A 13,787-nucleotide genomic window follows, 5' to 3' on the forward strand; every position below is an offset into this window, starting at 1 on the left:
GCCCCTCCGATGTCCATCCTGCCCAAGCTTCCGGCCTTCGATTCGAGCCTGGCGCTGTTGCGCGAAGGCTATGCCTTCATCAGCAATCGCTGCGATCGTCTGGATAGCGATGTCTTCGCCACCCGGCTATTGCTGCAGCCTACCCTCTGTCTGCGTGGCCAGGCAGCGGTGGAACTCTTCTATCGCGAAGAACGTTTCACGCGGGTAGATGCCGCGCCGCGGTCGCTGCGCAAGACGCTCTTCGGCGAAGGCGGCGTCCAGGGCCTGGACGCCGCCGCCCATCGCCAGCGCAAGGCACTCTTCGTCGACATCACCCGATCGACGCGGGTGGAAGCCTTGATCACCCGGGTGGAACAGGAGTGGCGCGCCAGACTGCCCAGTTGGCAGCGCCGCGGGGAGATCGTCCTGCTGGACGAATTGCATCGCCTCTATACCCGCGCGGTCTGCGACTGGGCGGGTGTCGCCCTTGCCAGAGAGGAGGAAGGGCAGCGCTGTGCCGAGCTGGTCGCCCTGATCGAGGGCGGTGGATGCCTGGGTCTGGGCAACCTGGGCGCCCGTCGCGCACGGCAGCGGCTGGAGTTCTGGCTCGGTCGCCAGGTCGAGCAGGCCCGCCAGCAGCCGGCGCCTGCCGGCAGTGCCCTGGCGCTGATCGCGCAGCACCGGGAAGCGGATGGTCAGCCGCTGTCGCCGCGAGTGGCCGCGGTGGAGCTGCTCAATGTTTTGCGGCCGACGGTGGCCGTGGCACGCTTTTCCACCTTCGCCGCCCTGGCGCTGTACAAGCAACCGGCCTGGCGCGAACGGCTGAGAGCCGATCCTGCCGCCCGGGTGCCCTTCGTCCAGGAGGTACGACGCTTCTATGCCTTCTTTCCCTTCACCGTGGCACGGGTGCGGGAGAGCTTCGAATGGCACGGCGTCGCCTTTCCCCGCGGCACGCGGGTCTTGCTGGATCTCTATGGCACCAATCGTGATCCGCGCAGCTGGGACCGTCCCGAGGTGTTCGATCCCACGCGCTTTCTCACGGAACAGGCACCCGAGGCGGCCTTCGTACCCCAGGGCGGCGGTGAGGTCGCCCACCACCACCGCTGTCCAGGCGAGGGCATCGCCCTGGAACTCATGACCTCCGCCCTGCGCCTGCTGCTGCAGGACATGACCTACCAGATACCGACCCAGGACCTACGCATCGATCTGGCCCGGATGCCGATGCGCCCGGCCAGCGGCCTGATCCTGAGCGAGGTTCAGGCGGTACAGCGGACGCGCAGTTCGGTCAGTTAGATCTACCTCTAATGGACGCAAAAGGACCTGCCAAGCGAGTCTTCTTTTCCAGAGATACGTCACCTGGGCGACAAAGCGAACCGTTTATCAAAACATTTCAGCGCATCCTTAAAGCCTAGATGCTACATGCCGATAGTTAGTATGACGATAACCAAGTGGTTACCGTCGGCGCCTGTGACGGCAGTTGGCCACCATTGAACTGGTTGATGTCGCACGGAGTAGATAACCCGCTAGATAAGGCACCCGCATGCGCACGAATTTGCCGGTCACCCAGCAAGGCCGTACCTTCAAGGAAGAAGAACGACTCATCTCCACCACTGACCTGCAGGGGAACATCACCTACTGCAACGAGGCCTTCATCGCCATCAGTGGCTATACCCGAGAGGAGCTGATCGGCAGTCCGCACAATCTGGTGCGTCATCCCGACATGCCGCCGCCGGTGTTCGGCCACATGTGGGCGACCCTCAAGGAAGGCAAGCCGTGGATGGGCATCGTCAAGAATCGCTGCAAGAACGGCGACTTCTACTGGGTCAGCGCCTACGTCACCCCGATCCTCGAGCAGGGCCGGGTGATCGGTTACGAATCCGTGCGCTCGCTGCCCAGCGCCAGCGAAGTCCGTCGCGCCGGCGAACTCTATGCCCGCATCAATGCCGGCAAGGCCCCCGTGCCCATGACGCGCCGCCTGGGCAGCGCCATCGCCGCCTGCTGGTCGACGGTGGCGGCCACCGGGGTGATCCTGAGCGGCCACTTCCTGCTCGACGACACGACCCAGGGGGTCCTCATCGTCGCGGCCCTGCTGGGTATCAGTGGCCACCAGCTGTATCGCCAACGCGCCAGCATCGAGCGCATCCTCGCCGATCATCCGAAGATGTTTTCCAGTGCCGTGGTTGCTCCGACCTACAGCGACCAGTGCGGCGCCCCGGCGCGCCTGGACCTGGCGCTGCACAGCGAAGCCGCGCGGCTGCAGACGGCCTTGACCCGCCTGGCCGATGTCGGCGACAGCGTGCGCCTCAAGGCCCGCGAATCCTCCCAGCTGGCCCAGTCCGAGGCCGAACTGCTGGATCAGCAACGCCACGAGACCGACCAGTCCGCCGCCGCCATCACCCAGATGACCTCGACCATCCACGAGGTCTCGCAAAACGTCCAGGAGACCGCCCAGGCCGCCGCCAATGCCGAGAGCCTGGTGCACTCCGGGCGGGACAAGGCCGAAGAAAGCCTGACCTCCATGCGCGAACTCGGTACCGCGGTCAGCGACATCGGTCAGGCGGTGGGCGAGCTGGCCAATTCGACCCAGAGCATCGGCAGCGTCGCCGACGTCATCACCGCCATCGCCGAACAGACCAACCTGCTGGCGCTCAACGCTGCCATCGAGGCTGCTCGCGCCGGCGAGGCTGGCCGTGGTTTCGCCGTGGTGGCGGACGAGGTCCGCTCGCTGGCCTCGCGCACCCGCGAATCCACCGAACAGATCCACCAAATCATCGCCAACCTGCAGGCCAACGCCGACCGCGCCGTGGCCACCGCCAGTCGTGGCGAAGAGACCTCGCGCCAGAGCGAACGCCATTCGGCGGCGGTACGTGAATCCCTGGAAGGCATCAGCGCCTCGGTCAGCCTCATCACTGCCATGAGCCAGCAGATGGCCACCGCGGTGGAAGAGCAGAGTCACGTGTCCGAGGACATCAATCGCCAGATCAGTCGTATCGCCGATCTCTCCGACCACAGCTCGGCCCAGGCCCGTCGCGGCTCGGAACTGAGTCGCGAACTGGAAGGCATGGCCGACTACCTGCACGATCTCACCGCGCGCTTCAATCGCTAGGGCGGAGCAGGGCGGCGGCGATCCGGTATGATCGCCGCCCCGATTCGCTCCGGAATCCCTGATGTCCCGTCCTGCCTGCGCACGCTGCCAGCGTCCCCTGTCGCTCTGCCTGTGCGCGCTGATCCCAGCCCTGGCCAATCGCACCCAGGTGCTGTTGCTGCAGCATCCCAGCGAGCGACGCCATCCGCTCAACACGGCGCGCCTGGCCGCCTTGGGGCTCGACAATGCGCAGCTGGAGATTGGCGAGACCTTTCCCGAGCTGCCACTCTGGCTCGCCGATCATGACGCCTGGCTGCTGTTTCCCGGCCCCGAGGCGATCACGGTCGACCTGTTGCCGCCTGCGGCCGTGACCGCAGCACCTCGGCTGCTGGTGATTCCCGACGGCACCTGGCGCAAGGCGCGCTTGCTGCTGCATGCCAATCCGCTGCTGGCGGCCCTGCCCAGGCTCACCCTGCCGCCTGGCGCGCCCTCGCGCTACCGGGTGCGCAAGGCCCCGGCGCCGGATGCGCTGTCGACCGTGGAGGCCGTGGTCGCGGCGTTGAATGCGCTGGAGGCGCCGCGCCGCTTCGATGCCCTGCTGGCGCCGTTCGAGGCACTGATCGATGGCCAGATCGCCGCCATGGGTCCGGAAACCTTTGCACGCAATCATGGCGGGGCAGAGCCGCGCGACTGAGGGAATTACCCGGGTGCCGGACCACTCTACCTAGAGAGTCAGCAGAGGAGTCACCCCATGTCCCGCTTTCCGATCCGCCAGCTCGACGCTTTCTCCCGCTTTGTCGCCCTTGCCATGCCCCGTGCCGGCGGCGAGCCCGATCAGCCTGATCCGGCACCCATCCAGCCAAGCGAGCCGGGCGAGCCCACCGTTCCCGACCAGGCACCGCCCACCCCCATGGCCAGAGCCGCCTGAGCACCGCTGCGTCTCCCATGAAAAAAGGGCGATCATCTCTGATCGCCCTTTTTTCATGCCGCTCGCGCGGCTAGCGCCGGGTCTTCTGCCGGAGCAAATAGACCGTCACCGCCGCGCAGCTGGTGAAGGCCGCCACCCGTGCCCAGACGTAGGGCACCAGCCAGCAGGAAAAGCCCACGCTGATCCACATGGCGACGATGGCGTAGACCTTGCCCTTGAGCGGGATGCCTTCGCCTTCCAGATAGGGCTTGACCCAGGGCCCCAGCCATTTGTGGTTGATCAGCCACAGATAGAAGCGCTCCGAACTGCGCATGAAGCAGGCCGCGGCCAGGAGCAGGAAGGGCGTGGTGGGCAGCAAGGGCAGAAAGGCGCCGATGATGCCCAGGGCCACGCTGAGCCAGCCGAGGCCCAGCAGCAGGTAGCGGACCCAGCCCTTGCGCTGGCGGGGTCTGGGGGTGGCCTCGTCCATCCCTCAGTGACGCGGCTTGAGCAGCGCCGGCTTTTCTTCGGGGGAATGGCAGAGCAGGAACAGCTGGGTCAGCAATTCCGGGATCTGCACCATCATGTCGGCGACCAGGCGACGGTCCTGGGCGATCTCGGAGAACTCCGGCTGTTCGTCGAACAGACCCGAACCCACCATGATCGGCAGCAGCAGCTCGCTGACCTCGTCTTCGGCGTCTTCGAACCACACGGCTTCGCGCAGGAACACGCCTTCCATGAAGCCGATGCACCAGCCGCGCAACTCGGAGTCGTCCGGCTCGGGGCCGAGATCCAGGTCGCAGGGCAGATCCAGTTCTTCGTCACTGCCCAGCACGCGCAGAATATGCGCCTTGAGCTGCACCAGGGAGCGCTCGATCTCTTCCTGCTGGGCGGCATCGCGATACTGCGGTGGCTCGGCGAAGAGGGCGTCGATCCACTCGCGTTCGGGAACCTCTTCCGGGCAGATGGACAGGGCGGTCAGGTAGCCATGGGCGGCTACGTAGTCGAGCGCTTCTTCGTGCAGATCGTCTGCATCGAGAAAATCGCGCAGACGGGTCAATTGTTCGGCGAAGGACATCGGCTACTTACCTCGGAAAGGATTCGAAAGGGCAGAACGGCCGGAATTGTAGACGAGCGCCCCGGTCACGTCGAACCTGACGGCCCGGCGCCGGCCGACGGAAAAGCACCGCCGCAGCGACCTCGGCATCCGTATAATGGCCGTTCCATTCGAGGAGGCTTCATGTCAGAACCTGCGCTGCGCATCCTTAAAGACGTCTTTGGCTACGACGCGTTCCGTGGCAACCAGGCCCGGATCATCGAGCGCGTGGCCAGCGGTGGCGATGCGCTGGTGCTGATGCCCACGGGCGGCGGTAAGTCCCTGTGCTACCAGGTGCCGGCCCTGCTGCGGCCCGGCGTGGCCGTGGTGGTCTCGCCGCTGATCGCGCTGATGGACGACCAGGTCGCCACCCTGCTGGAACTGGGCGTGTCGGCGACGGCGCTTAACTCCACCATGACCGGCGAGCAGCAGAGAGCCGTCGCCGCGCAGCTGGAGCGCGGCGAGATCAAGCTGCTCTATCTCGCGCCCGAGCGCCTGGTCCAGCCGCGCATGCTGGACTTCCTCAAGCGCCTGCCGATCGCCCTGTTCGCCATCGACGAAGCCCACTGCGTGTCCCAGTGGGGCCATGACTTCCGCCCGGAATACATGCAGCTCGGTCAGCTGGCCGAACACTTTCCCGGCGTGCCGCGCCTGGCGCTCACCGCCACCGCGGATTCCCGTACCCGCGAAGAGATGGCCAGCCGCCTGCACCTGGAGCAGGCCGAACGCTTTCTCTCCAGCTTCGACCGCCCCAACATCTTCTATCGCATCGTGCCCAAGGAGGCGCCACGCAAGCAGCTGCTGGCCTTTCTGGCCGAGCGTCGCGGCGATGCCGGCATCGTCTACTGCATGTCGCGCAAGAAGGTGGAGGAGGTGGCCGAGCAGCTCAGCAACCAGGGTTTTCCGGCCTTGCCCTATCACGCCGGCCTGCCCAATGACGTGCGCGCCGCCAACCAGAAGCGTTTCCTCAACGAGGAAGGGCTGATCATGGTCGCCACCATCGCCTTCGGCATGGGCATCGACAAACCCAATGTGCGCTTCGTCGCCCACCTCGATCTGCCCAAGAGCCTGGAAGCCTACTACCAGGAAACCGGGCGTGCCGGTCGCGATGGCCTGCCCGCCGACGCCTGGATGGCCTATGGCCTGCAGGACGTGCTGCTGCTGCGGCAGATGATGCAGAATTCCGAGGGCGACGAGCGCCACAAGCGCATCGAGCGGCACAAGCTCGAGGCCATGCTGGCGCTGTGCGAGGAAACCCGCTGCCGGCGCCAGGTGCTGCTGGCCTACTTCGACGAGCACCTGCCCCAGCCCTGCGGTCATTGCGACAACTGCATCGACACCGTGGAGACCTGGGACGCCACCGAGCCTGCGCGCCAGGCGCTGTCGGCCATCTACCGCAGCGGTCAACGCTATGGGGTAGGGCACCTGGTGGACATCCTGCTCGGGCGGGAAACCGAAAAGATCGTGAGCCTTGGCCATCAGCGCCTGGCCGTGTTCGGCCTGGGCAAGGCGCGCGGTGAGGACGAGTGGCGCACCCTGTTCCGACAGCTGGTCGCCCGCGGCCTGGCCGAGGTGGATGTCGACGGCTTCGGCGGCCTGCGCCTGACCGAAAGCTGCCGCCCCCTGCTGCGGGGCGAAGTGCGCATCGAATTGCGCCGCGATCCCAAGCCGCAGCGTGGTCGGGGCGGCAGTGGCAGCGGTTCGGCCAGCGCCGCCAGCCAGCTGGTGCGCGCCGACGAACGCGAACGCTGGGAGGTCTTGCGCACCCTGAGACGCAAGCTGGCCGAAGAGCACTCGGTGCCGCCCTATGTGATCTTCCCCGACGCTACCCTGCTGGAGATGCTGCGCAGCCAGCCGCGCTCGCTGGACGAGATGAGCCGGGTCAGCGGCGTGGGCGCGCGCAAGCTGGAGCGCTATGGCCAGGCCTTTCTCGACGCCCTGAACGACGGAGACGCCGCGCCAGCGCCGGTCGCCGATGTGCGCCACGAGGTGCTGACCCTGGTACGCGCCGGGATGACGCCCGAGCAGGCGGCGCGCCAGCTCAATTGCTCGGAAAAGAATGTCTATGCACTCTTGGCCGAGGCCATCGCCGGGCAGCAGATCGCCCTGGAACAGGCCCTGGACCTGCCGGAGGATCTGCTGGCGGAAATCCAGGATGCCTTCCTCGAGGACGAGGGCGAATTGCCGCCGGTAGCCCAGGTCGCCGCGCGCTTCGAAGGGCGGGTGGCGAGCGGTGCGCTCTACTGTGTGCGGGCGGCCTTGCAGGCGGAATTGGCGGACTAGCGAGGCGCGGCGGTTGCCCCGCCATGCCTGTAACCAGAATAATGAGAAAATCCAAGTACAAGGTTTAGCCTGAATGACCCCTACCGATCCACACCTGTTTGGCCGCCAGATCTTCCACGTCTCCCGTGCCTGGCGCGCCGAACTCGACCGGCGCCTGAGTCATCTGGGGCTGTCTCAGGCGCGTTGGCAGGTCTTGCTGAACCTGGCGCGGATGAAGGGCGTCCAGCCCACCCAGCGTGAGCTCGCCCAGAGCATCAGCATCGAGGGGCCGACCCTGGCACGGCTGCTGGACGGCCTGGAAAAGCAGGGGCTGGTCAAGCGCCTGGCTGTCACCGAAGACCGGCGTGCCAAGCGCATCATGCTGACCCAGGAGGCCGGTCCGCTGATCGAGAAGATCGAGACCATCGCCGAAGCTCTGCGCAAGGAGCTGCTCAGCGGCCTGGACGACGAAGAGATCGCCATCTGCCAGCAGGTGCACCAGCGCGTCCTGGCCAATCTCGAACGCGGTTGACTGCCGTCTGGCGGCTCGCCCCTCGCGGGTAGCGCCCCCCCCTGCCGTCGACGCCTGCTTCGGCCGAGGCGTCTGGGATCGCCTATCGCGCCCAGTCGCCTTCGCGGCGGGCTTTTCGGCGCGGGCGACCATCGGTTTGCCGTCTGTCGGTATCGATGCTACGTTCCAGCGTAGCGGAGGCGATTTTTGTGAGCCACCGCGCTAAAACACCGGTTTACTCGAATACCTGACGCAGCGGTATCCATGGTCGCGAAACGCCGTCCCCTTGCCTTTGTCATCCTGTCGGCCGCCGCGCTGACCACTCTTCCTCAAGCGGCGTTCGCGCTCGGCCTGGGGGGCATCACCCTGCAGTCCGCTCTGAACGAGCCCCTGCGCGCGCGGATCGAGCTGGTCAACATCGGCGATGCCGATGCCGGGGACTTCCGCATCCACCTGGCGGCGAACGAGGCGTTCGCCCAGGCTGGCGTGGATCGCACCCAGTTCCTCGACGACCTGGTATTCACCCCGCACCTGCGCACCGCGGCCGGCAGCTACATCGAGGTTACCTCGCGCCGCTCGCTGGTCGAGCCCTATCTCGGCTTCATCGTCCAGCTGGAACAGCCAGGCGGCAAGCAGCTGCGCGAATTCACCCTGCTGGTGGATCCCCCGCGCAGCGGCGGCGCCCCTACCAGCGTCGCCAGTACGGCGCCGGTGCGGGTCCAGGCTGCACCCGCGCGCGCCGCCGCTGCAGTCCCCGCCACGGGGTCTGTGGCTCAGCAGACCGTTTCGGCGCCGCGCCAGGGGCTGGCACCCTCGCCGGATCTGGCCGCCGGGGAAGGCGTCTACCAGACGCGTCCCAAGGACACCCTCTGGAGCATTGCCAAGCGCCTGGGGCCCATGGCCAATCGATCGGCCGAGCAGCTCATGGCCGATCTGTTCGCGCTCAATCCGGCGTCCTTCGCCAACAACGATCCCGGACGACTCAAGGCGGGGCAGCGCCTGCGGCTGCCGGTGGGTGTCAGCGAGCCTGCGCCGCGGCAACCCGGGGTGGCCAAGACCGTTCCATCGCCGGCGCCCAGCCCGGTGCCCGCGGCACCGGTCGCAGCCGCGCCGGTACTGGCACCTGCACCCGCGGCCCCGGCAGCCGCTCCAGCGCCCGTCGCGGCGCCAGCACCGGCAAGCGAAGGGGCGGCGCCACCTGCAACGGCGCCGCAGCCCGCGGGAAGCCCTGCCGAGGACACCAAGCCGCTGCTGGTGACCCAGGACCTGGGTCGGCAGGTCGGCGATCTGGAGGGTCAGCTCACCCAGCTGCAGGAGCGCTACGACGCGCTGCTGGCGCAGAAAGAGGCGATGATCGAACAGCTCCAGCAGGACCGTGACGGTCTGCAGCAGCAATTGAAGCAGGCGCGCTCGGTGGCCCTGGCCGCGCCGACGCCGGTGGCCACCCCCGCAGCACCGGCAACGCCGGCGCCGCAGGCGGCACCCGTTGCGAGTTCCACGTCCGCCAGCGCCGACGAAGGCCTGCTGTCCCTGCGCTCGCTGTTGCTGGCTGGCGCCGCGGCCATGCTGGCCCTGGCCGGAGTGCTCTGGTGGCGTCGACGGCAGGCCGAAGAGGCTGTTATCGACGTGGAGGAAGAGGTCGAGCAGCTCGACAGGGCGGAGCCCCTGCCCGAGCCCGTTCTGGCCGCTACCCAGCCGGCGCTCGCCAAGGCCAGGCCCGCGGCCGTCGCCAGTCCGGCGCCGGTCGACGATCATGCCGGTCGGGCGGAGATCTACATTGCCTATGGCCGCTACGGCCAGGCGCGAGAAGTGTTGGAAAGCGGCCTCGCCGAAGACGATCGGCGTCAGGATCTGCGGCTGTTGCTGCTCCGGGTGCTGGCCACCTTGGGCGAGGCCCAGGCGTTCCGGCAGCACGAACAGCGCTTTCTCGCGCTGGGTGGCGTGGCGGCGAGCCTGGCAGTGCTGCATGCCCAGTTTCCCGGGATGTCCGCCGATCCGGTGGACCCGCTGCTGGAAGATGATCTGGATCTCGACCTGCCGGCGTTCGACGCGCCGGCCAGCGAGTGGTCGGCGGAATTGCAATTCACCGAGCCGGCAGCGCCCGCCCCGGTGACCGAGGAGCACTATGACCTGGATCTGGCCGACCTCAGTCTCGATGAGGCCATTGCCCTGACCGAGGAACTGGATGCGGATTCCGGGTGGAAGCAGGTCGATGCCCTGGAGGTCAGCCTCGAGGACGACTTCCCCGAAGGCCTGGGGGAATTGCCGGCGGTCATGGAGCTGGACCTGAGTCTCGACGAGCACTTCATGGCCGACACCATCGCCCGGCGGTTCGCCGAGGCCGAGGCCTGTCTCGACCAGGGCGACGTCCAGCATGCGACCTCATTGCTGCAGGAGATCGTCAGCGAAGGCAGCGACAGTCAGCGCGAGCGAGCCGAGATCCTGCTGTCCCGCATCGCCTGATCAGAAGCTGTTGCCCAGGTTGATGTAGAAGGCGTGCTCGCCCTGGTCGCTCAGACCATAGGTGAACTTGAGCGGCCCCAGTGGCGTATCCAGGCCGAGGAACAGGCTGGCCGCGCTGATGTTGCCGCTGTCGTAGTCGTCGTCGCGGTTCCAGATCCGCCCCTGCTCCAGGCTGCCACCCAGGTACACCGGGGTGTCCAGCGGAAACAGCGAGCGTTGTGTGAGCTGGTGGTAGTAGATCAGTCGCGCCAGGCCGTAGTTCTGCCCGGACAGGGCGTCCTGCCGATAGCCCGAGAGCTGCCAGGCTCCACCCAGCAGGAAGCTGCTGGTCACCACATTGGTGTCGCTGTCGGTCGACAGGGTGCGGCCCAGACCGCCCCCCAGCACGAAGGTGTTGTAGCCGTAGCTGAGCGCCTTGTTCAGGTGCAGGTCCAGCTGACGGTAGCGTGAATCCGAACCCAGGCTCGGGTCGAATTGCTTGAGCGTCAAGGCCAGGTCCTGGCCCTCCCGCGGGAAGTTCACGTCGTCCAGATCGTCCAGCGAATAGCGCAATTCGTAGAAGCCTTCGGTAAAGGACTCCTCGGGTGTCTCGCGCGGGCCGACGTGCACCTTGGTGCTGCCCCAGTCGTGGCCGATGCCCAGGCGTATCTCGGCCTTGTTGCCGATCTGCCGCCCCACGTTCAGGCCGAAGCCATAGCGTTCGCGGCGGTATTCGGCGATGGGGTCGTTGCGTTCCAGCTGTTCGATGTTGCGTGCCTCGCCGCCGATATAGGGTGCGATGAAATAGCGTGAGCCGACGTCCAGCGGCTGGTAGAACTCGCTGTAGAGCTCCTGGTGATCGCCGATCTGCACCCGCGTCAGCCATTCGCCGCCCAGGCGATTGAGGCCGTTGATGCGATAGCTGGCACCGAAGTTGAAGGCGCTGTCGCCCCGCAGGTCATCCGACAGATTCAGGCCCAGCCGCAGGAAGTCCGTGCCGCTGCGCTTGCCGCGGGCGTAGATCACCAGCACGTTGTCGCCGGGGCCATCCCGGCGGATGCGGTATTCCACCTGGTCGAAGTAGTCCAGGCCATAGAGGGTGCTCATGTCGTCCTGCAGGCGTTCAACATTGAGCGGTTCGCCCAGGCGCTGGCGGATGTAGTGGCGGATGACCTCGTCCTCGACCTTGGAATCGTTTTCGATGCGGATGGCGTCGATGACCGGGGTGCGGCTGCTAGGTGCGCGCGCGGCTGCCACCGCGGTAGTGCGTTCGTTCTTCGCGTCCTTGCGCAGCACCGCGAGCTCGCCGGCCATGGCCATCGTCGCCCGGTAGCCCGCATCGATCAGCGCCTTGACCTCGCTGAAGTCGGCGCTGCTATAGCTGGCCAAAGGCGGCTGGATCAGCAGGTCCTGCTTGCCCAGGGTCGCCAGTTGCGCCTGGGAGTTGTTGCGGGTCATCAGGGTGGTGGACTGATTGAGCACGTCCAGCACCGTAGTCAGGTCCTTGCGCTTGAGCAGCGGGGTGCCGATGTCGACCACCACCACCCGCTGCGCGCCCATGTCCCGCGCCACGTCGATGGGGATGTTGTCGACCATGCCGCCGTCCACCAGCAGCCGGCCGTCGATCTCCACCGGGGCGAACACCGCCGGAATCGACATGCTGGCGCGAATGGCCCGGGGCAGGTGGCCATGATCCAACACCACCTTCTCGCCGGTGGTGATGTCCGTGGCCACGGCACGGAAGAGGATGGCCAACTGGTTGAAATCCCGGGTGTCGCTGGTATGCACAAACAACTTTTCCAGCATCATCCCCAGGTTCTGCCCCTGGATCACCCCGATCGGCAGGCCCAGGGTGCCATCGTCGCGAAAGCTGAGCTTCTGCTTGACCAGGAAATCGCGGTCGTCCTGCTTGCGCCTGAAGGGCACGTCCTTGCGTGGCGGCTGGTCGGAGAGCACCTGGCCCCAATCCATGTCCAGCGCGATGCGTTCCAGTTCCTCGGCGCTGTAGCCGGCGGCATAGAGACCACCGATCACCGCGCCCATGCTGGTGCCGGCGATGGCGTCGACCTGGATGCCCTGTTCCTCCAACGCCTTGAGCACGCCGATGTGCGCCAGCCCCCTGGCGGCGCCGCCGGACAGCACCAGTCCCACCTTGGGCGGTGGCGCACCCCAGGCCAGGGTGGACAGCAGAAGGCAGACTACGGGCAGCAGGCGCATAGGACGGACCACATGGCGGACGGGATCGGGGGCTGCGTATTATAGGGAGCCCAGGCCTTGCGAGGTGTACCGTGGCGAACGCCAAACCTGTCATCACCATCCACTACTGCACCCAGTGCCAATGGCTGCTGCGCTCGGGCTGGCTGGCTCAGGAGCTGCTCAGCACCTTTGGTACCGATCTGGGTGGGGTGACGCTGCTACCGGGGACCGGTGGCGTGTTCGAGATCGCCTGTGGCGGGGAGGTGCTCTGGGAGCGCAAGCGGGATGGCGGCTTTCCCGATGCCAGAACGCTGAAGAACCGGGTCAGGGACCTGGTGTTTCCGGAACGCGATCTGGGGCACAGCGAAGGACAGCGGCGCGAAGGCGAGGATGGCGCCCCCGAAGGGGCGTGAGATCAGGCTTCCGAGCTGACCGTATCCCGTACATCGAGGGTATTGGTGACCGGCGCGGCGGCGGGTGCGCTCACTTCGGCCGCGCGAATCTCGACGGCGTGCAGGCCCTTGGGACCCTGAACGATATTGAAGTTGACCGCCTGGCCCGCCTTGAGTGTGCGGTAACCGTCCATCTGAATGGCCGAGTAATGAGCGAATAGGTCTTCATCACTGTTATCTGCAACGATGAAGCCATATCCTTTGGCGTTGTTGAACCATTTGACCTTGCCACTGAGCATACCGGCTCCCTCTGCAAAGGACTCCAAGCCTGGAGTATCATTCGACTACAGTTCCAGTGAATCCACACAGACGCCACTACAACGGAACCCTTGGTACCTCGTCGGGTACAGGATGTTTGTAACACCCTTTCAGTCTTAGTCAAGGCAAGGCACTAGGCGGCTGAGACGTGGATCAAGCTCTTTTTTTCCTGCTATTCATCCCGTAATTCGGAATCGATCAGAATGCGTGTAATCGACCCCATCCGACTGGCGGCGGACGACAACGAACATCAGGACGGCGACAACGGTGGCCTGGCGGTGCAGGAAGCCAAACCTGCACTAAAACGGCCAGCCAGATATCGCGTTCTGATGTATAACGATGACTACACCCCGATGGAGTTCGTCGTCGAGGTGCTGGAACGCTACTTCAGCATGAACCGCGAAGCGGCTACCCAGGTGATGCTCACTGTGCATACTCAGGGAAAGGCGGTCTGCGGAACATTTACTCGCGATGTCGCTGAAACCAAGGCCATGCAAGTCAATCAATATGCGAGGGAGTGCAACCACCCGCTGCTGTGTGAAATCGAAATCGAAAGTTAGATCTGTGCTGCTTGGGCTACTGTGCTGCTTGGGCTATGA

13 protein-coding genes and 1 pseudogene are annotated in these 13,787 nt (G+C 66.0%); 10 read left to right on the plus strand and 4 right to left on the minus strand.

What is annotated here, in order from left to right; all coding sequences use genetic code 11:
- Positions 1–9: 9 nt before the first annotated feature.
- The 5 genes and pseudogenes from CFE50_RS16990 (at position 10) to CFE50_RS17005 (ending at position 3,992) form a co-directional block, all read left to right on the plus strand.
- A complete protein-coding gene (locus CFE50_RS16990) occupies positions 10–1,272 on the plus strand; it encodes a cytochrome P450 (RefSeq protein ID WP_286735193.1) in 1,263 nt (420 codons plus the stop codon).
- 247 nt (positions 1,273–1,519) lie between these two features.
- Positions 1,520–1,849 (plus strand): annotated as a pseudogene (locus CFE50_RS22885) (PAS domain-containing protein); the annotation flags it as partial.
- 93 nt (positions 1,850–1,942) lie between these two features.
- Positions 1,943–3,085 (plus strand): methyl-accepting chemotaxis protein, encoded by a 1,143-nt coding sequence (locus tag CFE50_RS16995; protein ID WP_502694711.1) that lies wholly within the window; start codon positions 1,943–1,945, stop codon positions 3,083–3,085.
- Positions 3,086–3,146: 61 nt separating this feature from the next.
- A complete protein-coding gene (locus CFE50_RS17000) occupies positions 3,147–3,758 on the plus strand; it encodes a tRNA-uridine aminocarboxypropyltransferase (RefSeq protein WP_286735197.1) in 612 nt (203 codons plus the stop codon).
- A gap of 57 nt (positions 3,759–3,815) precedes the next feature.
- Positions 3,816–3,992 (plus strand): hypothetical protein, encoded by a 177-nt coding sequence (locus tag CFE50_RS17005; protein ID WP_187979140.1) that lies wholly within the window; start codon positions 3,816–3,818, stop codon positions 3,990–3,992.
- 70 nt (positions 3,993–4,062) lie between these two features.
- Here the strand turns inward: CFE50_RS17005 and CFE50_RS17010 are convergent, their stop codons facing one another.
- Positions 4,063–4,461, minus strand: coding sequence for a YbaN family protein (locus CFE50_RS17010; protein ID WP_007162290.1), 399 nt, complete (start codon positions 4,459–4,461; stop codon positions 4,063–4,065).
- A gap of 3 nt (positions 4,462–4,464) precedes the next feature.
- Entirely contained in the window at positions 4,465–5,049 is a 585-nt protein-coding gene (locus tag CFE50_RS17015) for a UPF0149 family protein (RefSeq protein WP_007162291.1), read from the minus strand.
- A 162-nt stretch (positions 5,050–5,211) separates the two neighbouring features.
- On the opposite strand from CFE50_RS17015, the gene recQ reads away from it, so the two are divergent.
- From recQ to CFE50_RS17030, 3 genes are all read left to right on the plus strand, one after another.
- Positions 5,212–7,350 (plus strand): DNA helicase RecQ, encoded by a 2,139-nt coding sequence (gene recQ, locus CFE50_RS17020; RefSeq protein ID WP_241808996.1) that lies wholly within the window; start codon positions 5,212–5,214, stop codon positions 7,348–7,350.
- A 73-nt stretch (positions 7,351–7,423) separates the two neighbouring features.
- Positions 7,424–7,861: a MarR family transcriptional regulator gene (locus CFE50_RS17025; RefSeq protein ID WP_007162293.1), complete on the plus strand. Its 438-nt coding sequence runs from the start codon at positions 7,424–7,426 to the stop codon at positions 7,859–7,861.
- 243 nt (positions 7,862–8,104) lie between these two features.
- Complete coding sequence (locus CFE50_RS17030) at positions 8,105–10,303, plus strand: FimV/HubP family polar landmark protein (RefSeq protein ID WP_286735204.1); 2,199 nt, start codon at positions 8,105–8,107, stop codon at positions 10,301–10,303.
- Here the strand turns inward: CFE50_RS17030 and CFE50_RS17035 are convergent, their stop codons facing one another.
- The gene (locus tag CFE50_RS17035) at positions 10,304–12,499 is read right to left on the minus strand and encodes a patatin-like phospholipase family protein (protein ID WP_286735206.1); all 2,196 of its coding nucleotides are present in this window, start codon (positions 12,497–12,499) and stop codon (positions 10,304–10,306) included.
- Positions 12,500–12,570: 71 nt separating this feature from the next.
- Between CFE50_RS17035 and CFE50_RS17040 the strand changes: the two genes are divergently transcribed.
- The gene (locus CFE50_RS17040; RefSeq protein ID WP_286735209.1) at positions 12,571–12,891 is read left to right on the plus strand and encodes an Rdx family protein; all 321 of its coding nucleotides are present in this window, start codon (positions 12,571–12,573) and stop codon (positions 12,889–12,891) included.
- 2 nt (positions 12,892–12,893) lie between these two features.
- On the opposite strand, the gene cspD is transcribed toward CFE50_RS17040, so the two are convergent.
- Positions 12,894–13,169, minus strand: a complete 276-nt coding sequence (gene cspD / locus CFE50_RS17045; RefSeq protein ID WP_007162297.1) for a cold shock domain-containing protein CspD — start codon at positions 13,167–13,169, stop codon at positions 12,894–12,896.
- 222 nt (positions 13,170–13,391) lie between these two features.
- Between cspD and clpS the strand changes: the two genes are divergently transcribed.
- Complete coding sequence (gene clpS / locus CFE50_RS17050) at positions 13,392–13,748, plus strand: ATP-dependent Clp protease adapter ClpS (protein ID WP_007162298.1); 357 nt, start codon at positions 13,392–13,394, stop codon at positions 13,746–13,748.
- The last annotated feature ends 39 nt before the right edge of the window (positions 13,749–13,787 follow it).

Origin of the sequence: Pseudomonas sp. PGPPP4, assembly GCF_002256045.1 — a bacterium.
Lineage (GTDB): Bacteria > Pseudomonadota > Gammaproteobacteria > Pseudomonadales > Pseudomonadaceae > Chryseomonas > Chryseomonas oryzihabitans.

What these genes read in the sequence shown, in the direction of transcription:
- CFE50_RS16990 (WP_286735193.1), top strand. Translation starts at nt 10, where the DNA reads ATGTCCATCCTGCCCAAGCTTCCGGCCTTCGATTCGAGCCTGGCGCTG.
- CFE50_RS16995 (WP_502694711.1), top strand. Translation starts at nt 1,943, where the DNA reads ATGACGCGCCGCCTGGGCAGCGCCATCGCCGCCTGCTGGTCGACGGTG.
- CFE50_RS17000 (WP_286735197.1), top strand. Translation starts at nt 3,147, where the DNA reads ATGTCCCGTCCTGCCTGCGCACGCTGCCAGCGTCCCCTGTCGCTCTGC.
- CFE50_RS17005 (WP_187979140.1), top strand. Translation starts at nt 3,816, where the DNA reads ATGTCCCGCTTTCCGATCCGCCAGCTCGACGCTTTCTCCCGCTTTGTC.
- CFE50_RS17010 (WP_007162290.1), bottom strand. Translation starts at nt 4,461, where the DNA reads ATGGACGAGGCCACCCCCAGACCCCGCCAGCGCAAGGGCTGGGTCCGC.
- CFE50_RS17015 (WP_007162291.1), bottom strand. Translation starts at nt 5,049, where the DNA reads ATGTCCTTCGCCGAACAATTGACCCGTCTGCGCGATTTTCTCGATGCA.
- recQ (WP_241808996.1), top strand. Translation starts at nt 5,212, where the DNA reads ATGTCAGAACCTGCGCTGCGCATCCTTAAAGACGTCTTTGGCTACGAC.
- CFE50_RS17025 (WP_007162293.1), top strand. Translation starts at nt 7,424, where the DNA reads ATGACCCCTACCGATCCACACCTGTTTGGCCGCCAGATCTTCCACGTC.
- CFE50_RS17030 (WP_286735204.1), top strand. Translation starts at nt 8,105, where the DNA reads ATGGTCGCGAAACGCCGTCCCCTTGCCTTTGTCATCCTGTCGGCCGCC.
- CFE50_RS17035 (WP_286735206.1), bottom strand. Translation starts at nt 12,499, where the DNA reads ATGCGCCTGCTGCCCGTAGTCTGCCTTCTGCTGTCCACCCTGGCCTGG.
- cspD (WP_007162297.1), bottom strand. Translation starts at nt 13,169, where the DNA reads ATGCTCAGTGGCAAGGTCAAATGGTTCAACAACGCCAAAGGATATGGC.
- clpS (WP_007162298.1), top strand. Translation starts at nt 13,392, where the DNA reads ATGCGTGTAATCGACCCCATCCGACTGGCGGCGGACGACAACGAACAT.